Source organism: Tepidamorphus gemmatus, from assembly GCF_004346195.1.
GTDB lineage: Bacteria > Pseudomonadota > Alphaproteobacteria > Rhizobiales > Tepidamorphaceae > Tepidamorphus > Tepidamorphus gemmatus.
In genome coordinates this window covers 64440-84679 of record NZ_SMAK01000002.1, presented here as the reverse complement: position 1 = coordinate 84679, position 20240 = coordinate 64440, and the positions used below count along the sequence as shown (strand labels likewise).

At 66.2% G+C, this 20240-nt stretch carries 19 protein-coding genes; 13 read left to right on the top strand and 6 right to left on the bottom strand.

What is annotated here, in order from left to right:
* From tatC to EDC22_RS03275, 5 genes are all read left to right on the top strand, one after another.
* Positions 1-798: a twin-arginine translocase subunit TatC gene (gene tatC / locus EDC22_RS03295; protein ID WP_132805198.1), complete on the top strand. Its 798-nt coding sequence runs from the start codon at positions 1-3 to the stop codon at positions 796-798.
* 53 nt (positions 799-851) lie between these two features.
* Positions 852-2276, top strand: coding sequence for a serine--tRNA ligase (serS, locus tag EDC22_RS03290; RefSeq protein ID WP_132805197.1), 1425 nt, complete (start codon positions 852-854; stop codon positions 2274-2276).
* A gap of 99 nt (positions 2277-2375) precedes the next feature.
* Complete coding sequence (gene surE, locus EDC22_RS03285; RefSeq protein ID WP_132805196.1) at positions 2376-3146, top strand: 5'/3'-nucleotidase SurE; 771 nt, start codon at positions 2376-2378, stop codon at positions 3144-3146.
* Positions 3147-3153: 7 nt separating this feature from the next.
* Positions 3154-3822, top strand: coding sequence for a protein-L-isoaspartate(D-aspartate) O-methyltransferase (locus EDC22_RS03280; protein WP_132805195.1), 669 nt, complete (start codon positions 3154-3156; stop codon positions 3820-3822).
* 271 nt (positions 3823-4093) lie between these two features.
* Positions 4094-5422, top strand: a complete 1329-nt coding sequence (locus EDC22_RS03275) for a peptidoglycan DD-metalloendopeptidase family protein (protein WP_132805194.1) — start codon at positions 4094-4096, stop codon at positions 5420-5422.
* Positions 5423-5503: 81 nt separating this feature from the next.
* Here the strand turns inward: EDC22_RS03275 and EDC22_RS03270 are convergent, their stop codons facing one another.
* The gene (locus EDC22_RS03270; RefSeq protein WP_132805577.1) at positions 5504-6331 is read right to left on the bottom strand and encodes an ATP-binding protein; all 828 of its coding nucleotides are present in this window, start codon (positions 6329-6331) and stop codon (positions 5504-5506) included.
* A gap of 306 nt (positions 6332-6637) precedes the next feature.
* Here EDC22_RS03270 and yajC point away from each other — a divergent pair, with 306 nt between their 5' ends.
* Genes yajC through EDC22_RS03250 form a run of 5 tightly spaced genes read left to right on the top strand, consistent with a single transcriptional unit; the run spans position 6638 to position 10877 of the window.
* The gene (gene yajC / locus EDC22_RS03265; RefSeq protein ID WP_132805193.1) at positions 6638-6970 is read left to right on the top strand and encodes a preprotein translocase subunit YajC; all 333 of its coding nucleotides are present in this window, start codon (positions 6638-6640) and stop codon (positions 6968-6970) included.
* A gap of 36 nt (positions 6971-7006) precedes the next feature.
* A complete protein-coding gene (secD, locus tag EDC22_RS17870; protein WP_165926770.1) occupies positions 7007-8611 on the top strand; it encodes a protein translocase subunit SecD in 1605 nt (534 codons plus the stop codon).
* Positions 8612-8633: 22 nt separating this feature from the next.
* Positions 8634-9566 carry a protein translocase subunit SecF gene (gene secF / locus EDC22_RS17865; RefSeq protein ID WP_165926769.1) on the top strand — a complete coding sequence of 311 codons (933 nt, stop codon included), beginning with the start codon at positions 8634-8636 and terminating at the stop codon, positions 9564-9566.
* A gap of 49 nt (positions 9567-9615) precedes the next feature.
* The gene (locus EDC22_RS03255; protein WP_132805192.1) at positions 9616-9993 is read left to right on the top strand and encodes an Mth938-like domain-containing protein; all 378 of its coding nucleotides are present in this window, start codon (positions 9616-9618) and stop codon (positions 9991-9993) included.
* Positions 9994-10001: 8 nt separating this feature from the next.
* Positions 10002-10877 carry a phytoene/squalene synthase family protein gene (locus EDC22_RS03250; RefSeq protein WP_132805191.1) on the top strand — a complete coding sequence of 292 codons (876 nt, stop codon included), beginning with the start codon at positions 10002-10004 and terminating at the stop codon, positions 10875-10877.
* A 25-nt stretch (positions 10878-10902) separates the two neighbouring features.
* Here the strand turns inward: EDC22_RS03250 and trmFO are convergent, their stop codons facing one another.
* The 3 genes from trmFO to uvrA all read right to left on the bottom strand — a co-directional run bounded on the left by trmFO (position 10903) and on the right by uvrA (position 15671).
* Positions 10903-12306, bottom strand: coding sequence for a methylenetetrahydrofolate--tRNA-(uracil(54)-C(5))-methyltransferase (FADH(2)-oxidizing) TrmFO (trmFO, locus tag EDC22_RS03245; RefSeq protein ID WP_132805190.1), 1404 nt, complete (start codon positions 12304-12306; stop codon positions 10903-10905).
* Between the two features lie 5 nt (positions 12307-12311).
* Positions 12312-12692 carry a hypothetical protein gene (locus EDC22_RS03240; protein ID WP_132805189.1) on the bottom strand — a complete coding sequence of 127 codons (381 nt, stop codon included), beginning with the start codon at positions 12690-12692 and terminating at the stop codon, positions 12312-12314.
* 102 nt (positions 12693-12794) lie between these two features.
* On the bottom strand, positions 12795-15671 hold the full coding sequence (gene uvrA / locus EDC22_RS03235) for an excinuclease ABC subunit UvrA (protein WP_132805188.1): 2877 nt from the start codon (positions 15669-15671) through the stop codon (positions 12795-12797).
* Positions 15672-16055: 384 nt separating this feature from the next.
* On the opposite strand from uvrA, the gene ssb reads away from it, so the two are divergent.
* The 3 genes from ssb to EDC22_RS03220 all read left to right on the top strand — a co-directional run bounded on the left by ssb (position 16056) and on the right by EDC22_RS03220 (position 18443).
* On the top strand, positions 16056-16544 hold the full coding sequence (gene ssb, locus EDC22_RS03230; protein ID WP_132805187.1) for a single-stranded DNA-binding protein: 489 nt from the start codon (positions 16056-16058) through the stop codon (positions 16542-16544).
* 432 nt (positions 16545-16976) lie between these two features.
* Positions 16977-17939, top strand: coding sequence for a lipoyl synthase (gene lipA / locus EDC22_RS03225; RefSeq protein ID WP_132805186.1), 963 nt, complete (start codon positions 16977-16979; stop codon positions 17937-17939).
* Positions 17940-17948: 9 nt separating this feature from the next.
* Entirely contained in the window at positions 17949-18443 is a 495-nt protein-coding gene (locus tag EDC22_RS03220) for a type II toxin-antitoxin system RatA family toxin (protein WP_132805185.1), read from the top strand.
* Positions 18444-18447: 4 nt separating this feature from the next.
* Here the strand turns inward: EDC22_RS03220 and EDC22_RS03215 are convergent, their stop codons facing one another.
* Entirely contained in the window at positions 18448-18948 is a 501-nt protein-coding gene (locus EDC22_RS03215; protein WP_132805184.1) for a CinA family protein, read from the bottom strand.
* Complete coding sequence (locus tag EDC22_RS03210) at positions 18945-20156, bottom strand: bifunctional 2-C-methyl-D-erythritol 4-phosphate cytidylyltransferase/2-C-methyl-D-erythritol 2,4-cyclodiphosphate synthase (RefSeq protein WP_132805183.1); 1212 nt, start codon at positions 20154-20156, stop codon at positions 18945-18947. The genes EDC22_RS03215 and EDC22_RS03210 overlap by 4 nt, the downstream gene beginning before the upstream one ends.
* Positions 20157-20240: the final 84 nt, after the last annotated feature.

Here is a 20240-nt window from a genome sequence, read left to right as displayed (position 1 = left end):
ATGAGCCAGGATGACATCGACGCCACGAAGGCCCCGCTGGTCGAGCATCTGATCGAGCTCCGTCAGCGGCTGATGTGGTCGCTGCTCGCGCTGGCGATCGCGTTCGTCTTCTGCTTCTACTTCGCCAACCCGATCTTCAACATTCTGCTCAAGCCCTACGAATGGGCGACGGGCAAGGTGGAGGACCTCGAGCTCATCTACACTGCGCCGCAGGAATTCTTCTTCACGCAGCTCAAGATCGCCTTCTTCGGGGCGGTGTTCCTGGCGTTCCCGGTGATCGCCACGCAACTCTACATGTTCGTCGCGCCGGGGCTCTACCGCAACGAACGAAACGCCTTCCTGCCGTTCCTGGTGGCAACCCCGCTGCTGTTCCTGGCGGGGGCGGCACTTGTCTACTTCTTCACCATGCCGCTGGTGATGGCCTTCTTCCTGTCGATGCAGCAGACCGGGGAAGGGCAGGCTCAGATCGTCCTCTTGCCGAGGGTCAGTGAGTATCTCGGGCTGATCATGACGCTGATCCTCGCCTTCGGTGTCTGCTTCCAGCTTCCGGTCCTGCTGACGCTGCTCGGCAAGGTGGGCATCGTCACCTCGCAGGGCCTCAAGGCGAAGCGGAAGTATGCGATCGTCATCACGTTCGCGGTTGCCGCCTTCCTGACGCCGCCCGATCCGATCAGCCAGATCGGGCTTGCGCTGCCGACCCTGCTTCTCTACGAACTGTCGATCCTTTCGGTCAGGCTGGTGGAAAAGCGGCGCGCCGAGGCCGAGGCCGCGCGCGAGGCGGAAGAAGCCGCGTCCTGACCGGTTTTCCCGGTTGAACGGCCCTCCCGGGGCCCGCGCTTGCGGCGGTTGCCATGCACGACATCAAGTGGATTCGCGAGAACCCGGACGTCTTCGACGCGGCGCTGATGCGCCGTTCGCCCGACTTCGCCGGCACTGCGGTGCGGCTGATCGGGATCGACGAGAAGCGGCGTGCGCTCGTGAGCGAGCTGCAGGCGCTACAGGAGCGCCGGAACGCGGCCTCGAAGGAAGTCGGGCAGGCCAAGGCGGCGAAGGACGAGGCGCGCGCGCAAGCGCTGATCGCCGAGGTCGGGGCGATCAAGGAGAAGGTGCCAGCGCTGGAAGCGGAGGTGAAGGCGGTCGAGGCGGAGCTTTATGGCCTTCTGGCCGGTTTGCCCAACCTGCCGCTCGACGAGGTGCCGGACGGCACCGACGAGCACGGCAATGTCGAGATACGCCGCGTCGGTGAGCCGAAGCGATTCGACTTTGCCCCGAAACAGCATTTCGAGATCGGCGAGGCGCTCGGGTTGATGGATTTCGAGGCCGCTGCCCGCATGTCTGGGGCGCGCTTCGTGGTGCTGAAGGGGATGCTGGCGCGTCTCGAGCGGGCGCTCGGTACCTTCATGCTCGATATCCATACGACCGAGCACGGCTACACCGAAGTCAACCCGCCGCTGCTTGTGCGTGACGAGACCATGTTCGGCACCGCCCAGCTGCCCAAATTCGTCGACGACCAGTTCCTCGCGACGCGGACGATCACCCGCGCCGAACTTCTGCATAGCGCGCTCGGCTATGCTGACGAGGGCGACCGCGAGGCCTTTGCGCGCGGCGAGATCGACCTGACCGAGCTCGTCGAGCGGACGATCGAGAAGGCGCCGCTGAAGGAGGATTTCTGGCTGATCCCCACCGCAGAGGTGCCACTCACCAATCTTGCCCGCGAGCAGATCCTCGAGGAGGACTCGCTGCCAATGCGCGTCACCGCGTGGACGCCGTGCTTCCGGGCCGAGGCCGGTGCGGCGGGGCGGGATACGCGCGGCATGATCCGCCAGCATCAGTTCTCGAAGGTCGAACTAGTGTCGATCACCACGCCGGAGCAGTCGATGGCGGAACTGGAGCGGATGACGGAATCGGCCGAGACGATCCTGAAGCGGCTCGGGCTGCCCTACCGCGTTGTGACGCTGTGTACCGGCGACATGGGTTTCGCTTCGCGCAAAACCTACGACATCGAGGTCTGGCTACCGGGGCAGGATACCTATCGCGAGATTTCCAGCTGTTCTGTCTGCGGGGATTTCCAGGCCCGCCGCATGGATGCCCGCTACCGTCCCAGGGACGGCTCCGGGGTTCGCCACGTCCACACGCTGAACGGATCCGGCGTCGCGGTCGGCCGCGCTCTGATCGCGGTGCTCGAGAATTACCAGCAGGCCGACGGAACCGTCATCGTGCCGGAGGCACTCAGGCCATATATGGGCGGCCTCGAGGTGATTCGCGCGAGCGAATAGTGCCCTGACGGACAGCGAATGGAATGAGCGATGCGAATTTGGCGACAGTTGCCGGCTGCGGTCCATTCGCCCCATGCGATCGGAACGGATATCTGACACATGCGCATCCTGGTCACCAATGATGACGGTATCCACGCGCCGGGGCTGAGGATCCTCGAAGGGATCGCCCGGGAACTTTCCGACGACGTATGGATCATCGCCCCGGAGACCGACCAGAGCGGGGCATCGCACTCGCTGACGCTGAACGATCCGCTGCGGTTGCGCGAGGTCGGCGACCGGCACTTCGCGGTCAAGGGCACGCCGACCGACTGCGTCATCATGGGCCTCAAGCACGTCATGAAGGATCGCCGCCCCGACCTGGTGCTGTCGGGTGTCAACCGCGGTCAGAACCTCGCCGACGACGTGACCTACTCCGGCACCATCGCCGGCGCCTTCGAGGGCTCACTGCTCGGCGTCCGGTCGTTCGCCTTGAGCCAGGCATACCGCGATCCCTCGATGATCCACTGGGAGACGGCCGCCCGGCACGGCGCCCGCATCATCCGGATGCTGCTCAAGGCGGACATCGATCCGTCCGTCGTTCTCAACATCAACTTCCCGGATTGCGCTCCGGCTGATGTGCGCGGCCACGAGATCACCCAGCAGGGGCGGCGCGACCAGTCGCTCCTCTATATCGAGCAGCGTCATGACGGCCGCGGCAACCCGTATTTCTGGACAGGCTTCGAACGTCGCAAATCGAGCCCAGCGCGCGGTACCGACCTCAGAGCCGTCTACGACGGCTGCATTTCGATCACGCCGCTGACACTGAACTTGACCGATACCGTCGCGCACGCGAGGCTGCTCGAGATCCTGGCGATCGGGCAGGAGGCATGACCAGCTCATGGCGGCAGGAGGTCTGGACGAGGACGGGGAGGGCAGGGTCGCCGTCGCACGGCTGATCCTCGGCCTGCGCTCGCAGGGCATCCGCGATCCGCGCGTGCTGAAGGCGATCGAGACTGTCCCCCGAGAGTTGTTCGTCGAGGCCGCATACGCCGATATCGCTTATGCCGACCGATCGCTGCCGATTGACTGCGGTCAGACGATCAGCCAGCCCTTCATTGTCGCCTACATGACAGAGAAGCTGTCGGTCGGCGATCGCGACAAGGTGCTGGAGGTCGGCACCGGCTCGGGTTACCAGGCGGCGGTGCTGGCCAGGCTGTGCCGGCGCGTCTACACGATCGAACGCTACAGCACGCTGTTGCGGCAGGCCGAGCAGCGGTTCAAGGCGCTCGGTATCGCGAACATCACCGCCATGCTAGGCGACGGCATGAAGGGCTGGCCGCAGCAGGCGCCGTTCGACCGCATCATCGTGACCGCTGCTGCCGAGCGCGTGCCGCAGGCACTGGTCGAGCAGCTCAAGGTCGGCGGCATCATGGTGCTCCCGGTCGGGCCTGTCGGCGGAGCCCAGCATCTGCACCGTCTGGTGCGCACGGACGAGAGCTACGAGGACGAGGAACTGATCCCCGTGCGCTTCGTGCCGCTGGTGCCGGGCAAGGCCGAGGCGATCTGAATCGCAAGAGCGAGCCGGTCTCGGGCACAGCGATCCCCCGCGTCGTTTCGGACGGGCGAGGCGGGCGCCGGCATGGATGTCGGCGCATCGAATCGGGCCGACCCGCAAGGCCGGTACATGAGCCACCACGCGGGGGTCCCGGATGAGTAAAGGGGGAAGTTCCGAATTGACGTTCCGGAACAGGTTTCCGCACCTCACCGGCGTTTAAGTCAATCTTTACCTCAACGCGCATTAATGGTGTCCGAGGTTTCCGAGCGGCGTGAGTGGTACGATGCGTAAGGTGCTGGACAATCTGCCCTCGTCGTTGCTGGCGAGGATCGCGATCCTCGGAGCGGCGGGCATGATGGTCGCCGGCTGCAGCTCCGATTCTACTCGGTTCGGCTCGTTCTTCGGCGGCTCGTTCGATCAGGACGTTACCGGGTCGATCACGCCGACGGCAGACGTGACCAACGGCCGGCCGGCTTCCAATCCGCTCGCACAACCGGCCTATGGTCAGTTGCCCGTCGCCTCGGCGCCGCTCGAACCCTCCGACGGCACCTCGGTCGTGGTAGGGCCCGGCGAGACGGTTTTCACCATCGCCAATCGCTACGGTGTTCCGACCACCGCGTTGATGAAGGTCAACAACATCACCGATCCGAACGCCGTGCCGCCCGGGCAGCGACTGGTAATCCCGGTGTTCTCGCAGGCGCATAACGGCTGGGTACGGCCTGAGGTCGCCGGCGCCACCGTGAAGGTGGCCGGTCCAACGCCGGCGAGCGTCGCCGCGTCCGCCGGTGCGCCGGTTCAGACGCGTCCTGCCGCTTCCGGCGGGACGCACACTGTGACATCGGGCGAGACGGTCTACTCGCTCGGCAGGAAATACAATGTGCGTCCGGGCGACATCATCGCCGCCAACAATCTGCAGCCTCCCTACGGCCTGAAGATTGGGCAGACGGTCCGCATTCCCGGTGCCACGACTGTTGCATCCGCCGCCGCTGCCCAACCCGTCCGGCAATCCGCCGCCGCAACCTCGCCGTCGGCGGCAGGGGAGACGCGCGGCATCGATCCGGCGATCGCCTCCGCGCCGGCACAGCCGCCTGCGGTGAAGCAGGGTATCGAGGCCAATGCACTGCCTGCGCCCGGGGAACAGCCTCAGCAGGTCGCCTACGCCGCACCGGCAGATGCCAGTGACGCGGCTGCCGACAAGCGGGCCGGGATTCCGGAGCCGGCGGCCCTATCGGCAGCGAATTTCCGCTGGCCGGCGCGTGGTCGCATCATCTCCGCATTCGGCGACAAGGCCGACGGCGGCAAGAATGACGGCATCAACATCTCGGTCCCGGAGGGCACCTCCGTCAGGGCGGCCGAGAATGGCGTCGTCGCCTATGCCGGCAACGAGCTGAAGGGCTACGGCAATCTTGTGCTGATCCGCCATGCCGACGACTGGGTGACGGCCTATGCGCACAACAGCGACATTCTGGTAAAGCGCGGCGACGTGGTGACGCGCGGTCAGGTCATCGCCAAGGCGGGCCAGACCGGATCGGTGCAGACGCCGCAGATTCACTTCGAACTTCGCAAGGGATCGACGCCGGTCGATCCGCTGAAGTACCTGGCGGGGGACTGAGCCCGAGGGCATCGCCACCACGGGCGCCATTGACCGCCGAACCGCAGGCCCGGGCATCCCGGGCCTGTTGACGTTCCGGGGTCAGGTACCGGCGCCCGGATCCAGCCGTTGCCCGAGGCGCCCAGCAAGATCCTGGATGAACTGCCAGGCGACGCGGCCGGAGCGGCTGCCGCGCGTCGTCGCCCATTCGAGCGACGCCCGCTCGAGCTGCTCAGCATCCACCTTGAGCCCGAAATGGCGCGCATAGCCGCGCACCATCTCCAGGTAGTCGTCCTGGCTGCACCGGTGGAAGCCGAGCCAGAGGCCGAACCGGTCAGACAGCGACACCTTCTCCTCGACCGCCTCGGACGGATTGATCGCGGTGGAGCGCTCGTTTTCCATCATGTCGCGGGGCAGGAGATGGCGACGGTTCGAGGTGGCGTAGAACAGTGTGTTGTGAGGACGTCCCTCGAGGCCTCCCTCCAGAGCGGCCTTCAGCGACTTGTAGGAGGTATCGTCGAAGTCGAAGGACAGATCGTCGCAGAAGATCAGGAACCGGAAGTCGCTGGCGCGTGCCAGCGCCATCAGATCGGGCAGGGACTGGATGTCCTCGCGGTGGATCTCGACCAGCTTCAGCGGGCGAATGGCCTCACGGGCCAGACGGGCGTTCACATCGGCATGAGCCGCCTTGATGAGTGAGCTCTTGCCCATGCCGCGCGCGCCCCACAACAGGGCATTGTTCGCCGGCAGGCCGCGGGCGAAGCGTTCGGTGTTCTCCACAAGCATATCGCGGGCGCGGTCGATGCCGCGCAGCAGCACCATGTCTACACGGTTGACGGCGGGAACCGCGATCAGTCCAGGCGGCGACGTCTGCCAGACAAAGGCATCGGTGGCGTTCAGATCGGTGGCGGGCGGGGGCGGGGGGGCCATGCGTTCCAGGCTGTCGGCGATCCGGCCGAGCAGCGCCGCCAGTCGATCCGCGTCGCTTGTCACCTTCCGATCTCCCTTTGGCCCGAGCAGTTGTTGTCCACCGCTGCCGCGCGCGGACGGTAGTGGGGCGGACCCGGCGGGTCAATCGCAACGGACGCGCGGCGCCATGCGTGTCTGCCGGTTTGCAAAGCTTGGCTGCGTCGTTATATTCCGCCGGCTCGCGCCGCCCGCATCCTGCGGACGGTGCCTGGTGAGTTTTGCCCCGCGCACGGGTCCGCAGGGCGCATGCAAGACCGGGAGGACAGAATGTTCGTCACGCCAGCCTTCGCTCAATCGCCGGCGGGCGGAGGGGGCGACTTCCTGATCTCGCTCCTGCCGTTCGTGCTGATCTTCGTCGTGCTGTACTTCCTGATCCTCCGGCCTCAGCAGCGCCGGATGAAGCAGCAGCAGGAGATGATCGCCTCGCTGCGCCGCGGCGATACCATCGTGACGGCGGGCGGGCTGATCGGCAAGATCTCCAAGGTGATCGACGAGCGCGAGATCCAGGTCGAGATCGCCGAGGGGATCCGAGTACGTGTCGCCCGTCCGATGGTCGCCGAAGTCCGCGCAAAGGGCGAACCGGTCAAGGACGAAGGCTAGTCCGGCAGCCGCCGCCCCGCCCACAGCGCACCCCACATGCTTCACTTCTCCCGCTGGAACGTCCTCTTCATACTCGGCGTCTGTCTCGTCGGGATACTCGCCTGCATTCCGAACTTCTTCTCGAAGGAGCAGCTCGCCGCGTGGCCGGACTGGATTCCGCACCGTCAGCTGGTGCTGGGCCTCGACCTGCAGGGCGGCTCGCACATCCTGCTGGCGGTAGATGCCGAGGCGGTTGTCGCCGACCGGCTCAACGCCCTGCGCGATGACGTGCGCCAGACGCTGCGCGACCGTCGCATCGGCTATACCGGGCTCACCGGGCAGGGCCGGACGGTCCAGGTGCGCATTCGCGAGCCCGGACAGGTCGAGGAGGCGTTGCGGGCACTGCGCAGTCTGTCCGAGCCGGTCGGATCGGTGCTGGGCGGTGGCGGAGGGCGCACCGTCGACATTGCCAGTGACGGCGACGGGCTGATCACGCTGACGCTGACCGAAGAAGGCATCAACCAGCGCATCAGCTCGGCGGTCTCGCAGTCCATCGAGATCGTGCGGCGGCGCATCGACGAACTCGGAACGACCGAGCCGACCATCCAGCGCCAGGGACCGGACCGGATCCTCGTTCAGGTGCCTGGTCTCGACGATCCGTCGCGCCTTAAGGCGCTGATCGGTCAGACCGCGCAGCTCACCTTCCGGCTGGTTGATCTGTCGATGCCGGTGGCCGAGGCCCTGAACGGCCGTCCGCCGCCCGACTCCGAGATCCTCTACTCCCGCGACGATCCGCCGGTTCCATATCTGATCGAACGCCGGGTGATGGTGTCGGGCGAGGATCTCGTCGACGCGCAACCGGGATTCGACCAGCGCACCAACGAGCCCATCGTCTCGTTCCGCTTCAACACGAATGGCGGGCGCCGTTTCGCCGCCGCGACGCAGCAGAATGTCGGCCGTCCCTTTGCCATCATTCTCGACGGCGAGGTGATCAGCGCGCCGGTGATCCGAGAGCCGATCCTGGGCGGATCGGGCCAGATCAGCGGGAACTTCACCGTCGAGGAGGCGAACGATCTCGCCATCCTGCTGAGAGCCGGTGCGCTGCCGGCGCCGCTGACGATCCTCGAGGAACGCACTGTCGGACCCGGGCTGGGCGCCGACTCGATTGCCGCCGGGCAGATCGCCGCGATCATCGGCACGCTCGCCGTCGTCGTGTTCATGCTCTGGGTCTACGGGTTGCTCGGCCTGTTCGCCGACATCGCACTGGCGGTCAACATCGCATTGATCATTGGCGTGCTGTCGATGCTGGGGGCAACGCTGACATTGCCGGGCATCGCCGGCATCGTGCTCACCATCGGCATGGCAGTAGACGCCAACGTGCTGATCTACGAACGAATACGGGAGGAGCAGAAGGCCGGGAAGAGCGCCATCGCATCGATCGATTCGGGCTACCGACGAGCGCTCGGCACGATCATGGATGCCAATATCACGACGTTGATCGCCGCCGTGATCCTGTTCTATCTGGGATCGGGGCCGATCCGCGGCTTCGCGGTGACGCTGGCCATCGGCATCGTCACAACCGTATTCACGGCCTTTCTGTTCAACCGGCTGATCGTCGCCGAGTGGGTCCGCCTGCGGCGACCATCCGTGGTGCCGATCTGAGCGGACGACAAGGAACACGACAGTGCGGCTGCTTCGGCTGGTTCCCGACGACACCCATATCCGCTTCATGTGGCTGCGGCGCTTCACGATGCCGCTGTCGGCCGCCATGTCGGTGTTGTCGATCGTGCTGTTCCTGGTTGTCGGGCTGAATTTCGGAATCGATTTCCGCGGCGGCTCGCTGATCGAGGTCCAGACCCGGAATGGCCCCGCCGACATCGCGCAGATGCGTGCGACGCTATCGGGGCTCGGGCTCGGCGACCTCCAGATCCAGGAGTTCGGTGGTCCCAACGACGTGCTGATCCGCGTGGTGGAGCAGCCGGGCGGCGAACTTGCCCAGCAGGCTGTGATCACGAAGGTGCGCGAGGCACTTGGCGACAGCGTCGAATACCGTCGCGTCGAAATCGTCGGACCGACCGTGAGCGCAGAACTGGCGCGCACCGGCACGATTGCCGTCATCGTGGCGATCATCGCGATCCTGATCTACATCTGGTTCCGGTTCGAATGGCAGTACGCCGTCGGCGCCGTCGTCGCGACGATTCACGATGTCGTGCTGACGATCGGCCTGTTCGCCGTCCTGCAGCTCGACTTCAACCTCTCGAGCATTGCCGCGATCCTGACGATCGTCGGCTATTCGCTGAACGACACGGTCGTGGTCTACGACCGGATCCGCGAGAATGCGCGTCGATTCAAGCGAATGGCGGTGCCCGAACTGATCGACCTCAGCATCAACCAGACGCTGTCACGCACGGTCATGACGTCGCTCACCACTTTGCTCGCGCTGGTGGCGCTCTATGTCTTCGGCGGCGAGGTGATCCGCAGCTTCGTTTTCGCAATGATCTGGGGCGTCCTGGTGGGGACCTACTCCTCGATCTACGTGGCGGCGCCGATCCTGCATTACCTCGGGTTGCGTCCCGGAGGCGACGCCGCTGCGGCGGCCGCGCAGGGCAGCAGCTGACCGGGACGACGGACAGTGAGAGGGGTGGCGATCCGCCCCTGACCGACCCATGCGGATGCGTGAAGCGCACTATCCGGGCCTTGCGCCCATAGAGGCCTATGGGAATGGCGGCTTCCGGTTCGCCGGCATGTCGCATCGCGGATCCCTGCTGATCGCGCCGGACGGCATTCACGGCTGGTCCGTCACGAGCCCGTCCGAGATCAACGTTGGCAGTCTCGTGCGAATTCTCGAGGCCGAAGCGCGCCCCGAGCTCCTCTTGCTCGGCACCGGCGCGGACATCGTCGCGGTGCCGCGCGATCTCCGGGCGGCGCTGTCGTCGAAGGGTATCAGGCTGGAGGTGATGGCGACCGGTGCGGCAGTGAGGACCTACAACGTTCTCCTGGCCGAGAAGCGGTCGGTCGGGGCGGCGCTGATCGCAGTCGCGTGAGGGGCGGAGTGGCGGCGTCGTGGACCAGCTTCGAGGTTTGTGAGGATCTCGTCCGGCGCGGCGACAAGGACAGGTACCTCACGACGCTGTTCGCGCCTGCCGACCGGCGCCCGGCCCTGCAGGCGCTCTACGCGTTCAACATCGAGGTTGCGCGGGTACGGGATCTGGTCAGCGATCCGCTTCCCGGCGAGATGCGCCTGCAATGGTGGCGCGATGCGCTGACCGGCTGCGGGCACGGCGAGGTCGGCCGTCATCCGGTCGCGGCTGCCCTGATCGACACTATCGACCGGTTCGATCTGCCGCTCGATCCCTTCCTGGAGCTGGTCGAGGCGCGGACCTTCGATCTCTACGACGATCCGATGCCAACCCTCGCCGATCTGGAGTGCTACTGCCGCGCCACGGCCTCGGCGCTGATGCGGCTCGGGATCCGTGTCCTGGGCGCCGGAGACTGCCTGCCTGCCACCGCCATGGCGCAGCAGGGTGGTGTCGCCTATGCGCTCACGGGTCTGATGCGAGCGATACCGTTCCATGCCGCTCGAGGGCAGGTGTTCCTGCCCGAGGACCTGTTGGCGCGGCACGGCGCCGACATCGCCACCGTTCTCGCCGGCCGTGAGACGCCGCAGCTGCTCGCCGCCCTCGCGGAGCTGCGCAAGGTCGCTTGGGCGCATCTTTGCGATGCGGGCGGATGCATTCCCGACATCCGCAGGGAGGCGATGGCGGCCCTGCTGCCGATCGCGCTGGTGAAGCCCTATCTCGAGCGAATGGACCGGGCGGACTACCGTCCGTTCGCCTCGAACTGCGTGGTGCCGCAGTGGCGTCGGCAACTGGTGCTGTGGCGCGCGGCCCGTCATGCGCAGCGCTGCGGAGAGGCTCGATCGCGGTGAAGCGGTGTCCCTGGCGGACGTGCGCCTATTCGGCCGCCAGCGCCGGTCCGCCCAGCCAGCCGTCGAGATCTGCGAGCGCCCGCGCGGTCATCGCCCGTCTGCGCGCGATCGTCTTGTCCTTGCCGCGCAGCCGGACACCCGGGACGCGGGGGATCTTGACGGGTGGGAACAGACCGAAATTGACGTTCATCGGTTGGAAGCTGCGGGTCGTGCCATCCTCGGCGAGATGCCCGCCGGTGATGTGGCCGAGCAACGCGCCCAGCGCAGTTGTCGCCGGCGGTACATCGACCGGGCGACCAAATCGCTCGGCGGCGGCAAAGCGACCGGCGAGCAGCCCGATGGCAGCAGATTCGACATATCCTTCGACGCCGGTGACCTGGCCGGCGAAGCGCAACCGTGGCATCGCCTTCAGCCGCAACGTGCCGTCGAGCAGCTTCGGGCTGTTCAGGAAGGTGTTGCGATGCAGGCCGCCGAAACGGGCAAACTCGGCCTTTTCCAGCCCCGGAATCGTTCGGAAGATTGCGGCCTGGGCACCGTATTTCAGCTTGGTCTGGAAACCGACCATATTGTAGAGCGTGCCGAGCGCATTGTCCTGCCGAAGCTGTACGACCGCATAGGGCTTGACGTCCGGCGCGTGCGGATTGGTCAGTCCTACCGGCTTCATCGGCCCGTGCCGAAGCGTCTCGCGGCCGCGTGCTGCCATCACCTCGATCGGCAGACAGCCGTCGAAGTACGGCGTGTTCCTTTCCCAATCGCGGAACTGCGATGTCTCGCCGGCGAGCAGCAGGTCGACGAAGGCTTCGTACCGGTCGCGGTCCATCGGACAGTTGATGTAGTCGGCGCCGGTTCCTCCCGGACCGGCCTTGTCGTAGCGCGACTGGAACCAGGCCTTCGAGAAGTCGATCGAGTCCTTGTAGACGATCGGCGCGATCGCATCGAAGAAGGCAAGGGAGTCCTCACCCGTGACGGCGCGGATCGCCTCGGCGAGCGCAGGCGAGGTCAGGGGGCCGGTGGCGATGATGACGCTGTCCCAGTCCTCTGGCGGCAGCCCCGCAATCTCTTCGCGACGAAGCTCGATCCGCGGATGGGCCGACAGCGCGGCGGTCACTGCATCGGAAAAGCCGACCCGATCGACCGCCAGCGCGCCGCCGGCAGGGACCTGGTTGCGGTCGGCGCTCGCCATGATCAGCGAGCCGCAGCGGCGCATCTCGGCATGCAGCAGGCCGACGGCATTCGTTTCGGCGTCGTCGGAGCGGAAGGAGTTCGAACAGACCAGTTCGGCGCATCCATCGCCGACATGAGCTTCGGTCATGCGCACGGGCCGCATCTCGTGCAGGACGACCGGAACCCCCGCCTCGGCAATCTGCCAGGCGGCTTCCGAGCCGGCGAGGCCGGCGCCGACGACATGGACGGGGTGAATGTGAGCCATGTGCGCTATCTAGTCGTGCTGCCAGAGAAAGGCAAAGGGCTCGTGGCAGGTGCGGGCACCCCGGTCACCCGATGGGCTGTCCTCTCATAGGCAGATCGGGGAAGGGAACCAGACGTGCCATGAGCCGTCGACAAGGAGATTCGACGCATCAACGCAGGCAAGCAATGGCCACGATCGCCGACAACGAACCCCGGCCTGTCGAAATCGAGCTTCACCGCAAGATCGACGCCCGCCGTCTCGTGGAAGTCGTAGAACAACCTGCAGCTCGCCCCGCCCCAGAAGATCAAGCCCTGTACGAAGCGGGTGCCGAGCAGGACCAGCGCCATGACGGAGAACCAGTCGGTCGGCACGAGGTCATCCCGCTTCTGCGCGAGCGCGTCGGCCATGTGGTGGTTCCCTCGGATGTTGCCGGGGGGGGGGGGCAGCATGCGCCTGTCCGGGCGTTTCGAGCAACGCGAATGCGCAGGACGCGCTAGGGCGCAGTCCGCCTACTCGGCGGCTTCGGTCGGCCGTCCCGCGCGGCGCGCGAACAGTGCCCTGAGGAAGTGTCCGGTATGGCTGCGCGGTTCTGCGGCGACGTCCTCGGGCGTGCCCTGGACGACAACTTCGCCGCCGCCATCGCCGCCTTCAGGACCGATATCGACGATCCAGTCGGCCGTCTTGATGACCTCGAGATTGTGCTCGATCACAGCAACCGTATTGCCCTGGTCGACAAGCGAATGCAGCACCTCCAGCAGCTTGGCCACGTCATGGAAGTGCAGGCCGGTCGTCGGCTCGTCGAGGATGTAGAGGGTACGGCCGGTCGCACGCCGCGACAGTTCCCTGGCGAGCTTGACACGCTGCGCCTCGCCGCCCGAAAGGGTGGTCGCCTGCTGCCCGACATGAATGTAACCGAGACCGACCCGCTGCAGCGTCTCGAACTTCTCGCGGATCGCAGGCACCGCGTCGAACAGCTCACGCGCCTCGTCCACCGTCATGTCGAGGACATCCGCGATCGACTTGCCCTTGAAGGTCACCTCGAGCGTCTCGCGGTTGTAGCGGCGGCCCTTGCAGACGTCGCAGGTGACGTAAACGTCCGGCAGGAAGTGCATTTCGATCTTGATGACGCCGTCGCCCTGGCAGGCCTCGCAGCGCCCGCCCTTGACGTTGAACGAGAAGCGGCCCGGCTGATAGCCGCGCGCCTTGGCCTCCGGCAGCCCGGCGAACCATTCGCGGATGGGCGTGAAGGCGCCGGTATAGGTCGCAGGGTTGGAGCGCGGCGTGCGGCCGATTGGCGACTGGTCGATGTCGATGATCTTGTCGATGTGCTCAAGGCCGTCGATGCGGTCATGGGCTCCGGGGTGTTCGCGGGCACCATGAAGCTTGCGCGCAATCGCCTTGTAGAGCGTTTCGATCAGAAGTGTCGACTTGCCGCCGCCGGAGACGCCCGTGATACAGGTGAACGTGCCGAGCGGGATTTCGGCGGTGATATTCTTGAGATTGTTGGCCCGCGCACCGACGACGCGGATGCGCCGGTGCGGCGAGATCGCGCGCCGTTCGGTCGGAACCGGGATCTGTCGGAAGCCGGTCAGATACTGTCCGGTCAGGCTCGCCGGATTGGCCATGATCTCGTCGGGCGTTCCCCTGGCGATGATCTGGCCGCCGTGGATCCCTGCGCCTGGGCCGACGTCGATGACGTAATCGGCCTCACGGATGGCGTCCTCGTCGTGCTCGACGACGATGACGGTATTGCCGAGGTCGCGCAGATGGCGCAAGGTCGCCAGCAGTCGGGCATTGTCGCGCTGATGCAGCCCGATCGAGGGCTCGTCGAGCACATACAGGACTCCGGTCAGCCCCGAGCCGATCTGCGAGGCGAGGCGGATGCGCTGACTCTCGCCGCCGGACAGCGTGCCGGAGGCGCGCGACAGGGTCAGGTAATCGAGACCGACATCGTTGAGAAAGGCGAGCCGCTCGCGGATCTCCTTGAGGATCCTGACGGCGATCTCGTTCTGCTTTGCAGACAGGGCATCCGGTAACGCCGCGAACCACGCATGCGCGGCGCGGATCGATAGATCTGCGACTTCACCGATGTGCATTCCGCGGATCTTCACCGCAAGCGATTCCGGCTTGAGCCGATAGCCGCCGCAGGCGGAACACGGCGTCTGGCGCATGAACTTCTCGATTTCCTCGCGTGACCACGAGGATTCGGTCTCCTTCCAGCGCCGCTCGAGATTGGGGATGACGCCCTCGAAGACCTTGCTGGTTTGATAGGCGCGCATTCCGTCGTCGTAGACGAACCGGATCACCTCCTTGCCGGAGCCGAACAGGATCGCCTGCCGTCCCGCCTCCGGCAGATCCTTCCAGCGAGCAGTGATCTTGAAGCCGTAGTGGCGGCCGAGCGCTTCCAGGGTCTGGAGATAGTACGGGGAGGAGGAGCGTGCCCAAGGGGCGACCGCGCCGCCCTTCAGGGTCAGTTCCGGGTCGGGCACGACGATATCGGGGTCGATCCGCATTTCCGAGCCGAGGCCGTCGCAGACCGGACAGGCACCGTGCGGTGAGTTGAACGAAAACAGCCGAGGCTCGATTTCCGGGATCGTGAAGCCCGAAACCGGGCAGGCGAACTTCTCGGAGAACATCAGCCGGCGCGGCCCGCCCTTCTCGTCGAGCTCGTCCGCGAATTCGGCGACCGCAAGCCCCTCGGCCAGCTGCAGCGCGGTTTCGAGCGAATCTGCCAGCCGCGAGGCCATGTCGGCGCGGACGACGATGCGGTCCACCACCACGTCGATGTCGTGCTTGACCTTCTTGTCGAGGACCGGGGCCTCGGCGATCTCGTGGAAGGCGCCGTCGATCTTGACGCGCTGGAAGCCGCGCTTCATCAGCTCGGCAAGCTCCTTGCGGTATTCGCCCTTGCGGCCACGCACGATGGGAGCGAGCAGATAGAGCCGGGTGCCCTCCGGCAGCGCCAGCACGCGGTCGACCATCTGGCTGACGGTCTGGCTCTCGATCGGCAGACCGGTCGCCGGCGAATAGGGAATGCCGACCCGGGCGAACAGGAGGCGCAGATAGTCGTATATCTCGGTGACGGTGCCCACTGTCGAGCGTGGGTTGCGTGATGTCGTCTTCTGCTCGATTGAGATTGCCGGAGACAGGCCCTCGATGTGATCCACATCCGGCTTCTGCATCATTTCGAGGAACTGCCGGGCATAGGCCGACAGGCTTTCCACATAGCGGCGCTGGCCCTCTGCGTAGATCGTGTCGAAGGCAAGCGACGACTTGCCAGAACCCGAGAGCCCGGTGATCACCACCAGCTTGTCGCGCGGGATGTCGACCGAAACGTTCTTGAGGTTGTGCTCGCGCGCGCCGGAAACGGAGATGAATTTCTGCATGGAGCGTCCGGCTCTCGTCAGTCGAGGAGCGACCCGGCGCGACGGGCATCGCCGGATCGGCCAGGGCAAAGGGCGGGGATCGGTGTTCCCGGACCAATATAGGGCGCCTCGACCGGACCGATAAGGCGCGATCTCGCATGGCCGTCAATGCTGCTGAGAACTGGCGACATTGCAGTCGGATCCCGGTCGCGAATCCCTGGCTCTTGCGTGCGCAGTCGGAACATAATAGGAACATGCGCGCACGGCAATGGCCGATCGGGCGCGCCGCGTTCGGCAGAGGCGGCCAAACGCCTGTGGATAACGGCGCCAGTCCGTGGGCAGGCGACGACGGGCGGCGGGGAAGTGACTAGTGTCACCGCGAAACGGGACAGCGAGGAAGCCGACATGTCGGGAAGCGTCAACAAGGTCATCCTGGTGGGTAATCTCGGCCGGGATCCGGAGGTCCGGCGGCTGCCCTCCGGGGAGCCGGTGGTCAATCTGCGGATCGCCACGAGCGAGACCTGGCGCGACAAGCAGTCCGGCGAACGGCGCGAGCGTACCGAATGGCACAACGTCGTCATCTTCAACGAGCAGCTTGCGCGCGTGGCCGAGCAGTATCTCAGGAAAGGCTCCAAGGTCTATGTCGAGGGGCAGCTGCAGACCCGCAAATGGCAGGACCAGTCCGGCCAGGAGAGGTACACCACGGAGGTGGTGCTGCAGCGCTATCGCGGCGAACTGACCATGCTCGATACCCGGGGCGGCGAAAGCGGACAGACCGATTACGGATCGTCCGGGGGAGCGGATTTCGGCCGCGGCGGCCCGATGGAACGCAGCGGCGGAGGCGGGCGCCAGCCATACGCTGGCAACGACATGGATGACGACATCCCGTTCTGAGCCTGGCTGACTTGATCGGTCCGCCGAGGCCATTGCCGGGATGGCGGTCGCGCGTCCGCGTGCCGAGGCGGACCGCGCGGATGGTGCGGACCACGGTCCGTTCGGGGATAGAAGTTCGGGGACAGAAGATTGCGATGGCAGGATCGGTCAGGACTGTCCGGGCAGGCGGCCCGGAGCTGCCAGACCGACACGCTCGAGAGGCCCGGTGATATCTCGAGCGTCGCGGCAGCCGACCTGCGTGGCGCGCTGAACGGGATGGCTCTCGCGGCGGCGGATGACGGTTCGCCAGTGTGTGGGGGGCCTGCCGTCTGAGCGCGCACCACCTGGCGGGCTGGACGATATCCCCTAGATTCCGCCCCGAGCGCTCCCGGTATGGCGTATGCAGGGGCGGGGGCGCTTGACGCGGCGACTCCAATCGGCGAAGCGAATGGCATGGTGACCATCCTCGACACCGTCACGAATCCGTCGAACCGGCCGCGCCATCCCGAGAAGGCGAAGCGTCCGGATTCACCGATCCTGCGCAAGCCGGCGTGGATCCGGGTCAAGGCGCCCGGATCGCCGGTCTATCGTGAAACGGTCGATGTCGTGCGCAAGAACGGGCTCGTGACCGTCTGCGAGGAGGCCGGCTGCCCGAACATCGGCGAGTGCTGGTCGAAACGGCACGCCACCTTCATGATCATGGGCGACACCTGCACCCGGGCCTGTGCCTTCTGCAACGTGCGCACCGGACTTCCCGGTCCGCTGGATGCAGGCGAGCCGGACAGGGTCGCCGACGCCGTCGCGCGGCTGGGGCTCGATCACGTCGTGATAACCTCGGTCGATCGCGATGACCTCGAGGACGGCGGCGCGCGCCATTTCGCCGAGACCATCCGCGCGATCCGCAGACGGACACCGGCGACCACGATCGAAGTGCTCACGCCGGATTTCCTGCGCAAGGAAGGGGCGCTGGAGATCGTCGTCGAGGCGAGACCGGACGTCTTCAACCACAATCTCGAGACCGTACCCTCGCTCTATCTGACCGTGCGTCCCGGCGCGCGCTACTTCCACTCGATTCGCCTGTTGCAGCGTGTGAAGGAGCTCGATCCAGCGATCTTCACCAAGTCCGGCATCATGGTCGGTCTGGGCGAGACGCGCAACGAGGTGCTGCAGCTGATGGACGATCTCCGGAGCGCCGACGTGGATTTCCTGACGATCGGCCAGTATCTGCAGCCGACCCGCAAGCATCATCCTGTGGCTGCCTTCATCACGCCGGAGGAGTTCAGGGCCTACGAGACGATTGGCAAGGCCAAGGGTTTCCTGCTGGTTGCCGCGAGCCCGTTGACGCGCTCATCCTATCATGCAGGCGATGATTTCGCCGCACTGCGCGCGGCGCGCCGCGAGCGGCTCGGACGCTGACGCCTCGCGATGCGGACATTCGCCACCCGCCGCAAGGTGCCGCACTCGGCTGCGAGGATGTTCGATCTCGTTGCCGACGTGGAAAAGTATCCGCAGTTCGTCCCGCTGTGCGAATCCCTGAGGGTACGCAGCCGCAGCGTTGCCAAGGACGGTCGCGAGGTGCTCGTGGCCGACATGACTGCCGCCTACAAGGTCTTCCGCGAGACCTTCACGAGCCGCGTGACGCTCGATCGCGACAGGCTCGAGATTTCCGTCGCGTATCTGGACGGACCGTTTCGGCATCTGGAGAACCGCTGGCGGTTCGTGCCGGTGGACGACGGCGGTTGCGAGGTCGATTTCCATCTCGAGTACGAGTTCCGCCGCCGCAGCCTGCAGCTGCTGATGGGCGCGATGTTCGATGCCGCCTTCTCGCGATTCGCCGAGGCGTTCGAACGGCGGGCGGATGCGATCTACGGACGGTCCCGACCGGTCGCCGCGCGCGGCCGCCCGGCCCACTCCGCCTGACGGCTCACGTCAGCCGGAGCATCTCCTCGACGAGATCGAAGGCTTCGGCGACGCTCGCCAGCCGTATTGCATGGCGGCCGAGTTCGCCGAAGCGGCGCTCGCGGTGCAACGTCAGCCCCTTGCTGCTGGCGCAGCCAAAATGGACCAGACCGACCGGCTTTTGCGCGGAGCCGCCGCCCGGACCGGCGACGCCGGTGACCGAAACGGCTATGCCGGCATGAGAAGCCCGGATCGCCCCTTCAGCCATCGCGCGCGCCACCGGGGCGCTGACAGCGCCATGCGCCGCGATGAGGGCGGCAGGCACGCCGAGCAGCTCCTGCTTGGCGGCATTGGAGTAGGTCACGAAGCCGCGTTCGACGACATCTGAGGATCCCGCAATCTCGGTGAGGTAACCTGCGATGAGCCCGCCGGTGCAGGATTCGGCCGTTGCCAGCATCACACCCGCCGACCGGCAGGCCTGCAAGAGGCCCGCGGCCTTCTCGATAAGCGCCTCGTCCGCAATCAAGGCCGCTGCTCCGGAAGCCGCACGGTCGCGGTCGCCTGGGCGGCGATGCCCTCGCGCCGTCCGGCGAAGCCGAGACCCTCGCTGGTGGTTGCCTTGACGGCCACTCGGTTGGCAGCGATTCCGAGAATATCGGCAATGCGCGCGCGCATGGCGTCGCGATGAGGGCCGATCTTCGGCGTCTCGCAGATGACCGTGATATCGGCGTGGATGATCTCGCCACCGCGTGCCGCCACGAGCCCGGCGGCATGGCGCAGGAAGAGCGCCGACTCCGCTCCCCGCCACCTCGGGTCGGAGGGCGGAAAATGGCTGCCGATGTCGCCATCGGCGATGGCGCCGAGCAGGGCATCGGTGAGCGCGTGCAGGCCGACATCCGCATCGGAATGACCGATCAGCGCGTGGTCGTGCGCGATCCGGACACCGCACAGCATCACGTGATCGCCGGGACCGAACCGATGCACGTCAAACCCCGAGCCGGTCCTGTATTCGCAGGTCCCGTGTTCAAATGCGCCCACATGTGCCTGTCGTGCCATCAGTGCCTCGGCCAGGTCGAAGTCCTCGGCCGTTGTCAGCTTGCGGTTCGACGGGTCGCCCGCCACGCAGGCGACCGCGATTCCCGCCCATTCGGCAATGGCCGCATCGTCGGTGAAGTCTAGGCCGGACGCGGCGGCGCGAGAATGGGCAGCGCGGATCGCCCGATAGCGAAAGCCCTGCGGCGTCTGGGCGGCGCGAAGCTCGGCGCGGGCGACGGTCGCCGCGACGAGGCCGTCGGCGGAAACGCGCTTGATGGTGTCGATGACGGCGACAACAGGGATGACCCCGTCGTGGTCCACGAGCGCATCGATCACCCGGTCGATCAGATCCGGCCCCACGAAAGGCCGCGCCGCGTCGTGGATCAGCACGGCATCGGGGTTGAGTCCGGCGATCGCCTCCAGTCCGGCCCGCACCGAATCCTGCCGCCGATGGCCGCCAATGACCGGCGGCAGCAGCCGCTCGTGCGGTGCGACGGAAGCCGCATAGACCTCGCCATGCCCTGCCCGTATCACGACCTGGACAGTGGCGATACGCGGGTTTGACAGGAATGGCGCGACGGCGCGGGCAAGAACCGTGTCGCTGCCGATCCTGCGATACTGTTTCGGCGGGTCGTCGGCGCGCCAGCCAGCCCGCACACCGAGACCGCCGGCGACGATGATGGCTGATATATCGGTCAAAATATCTCCATCAACATATTGATATTAATGGGATAATATCGATCCCAACGAAAGTGTTCACCATGTCGGCGGCACCCCGATGTT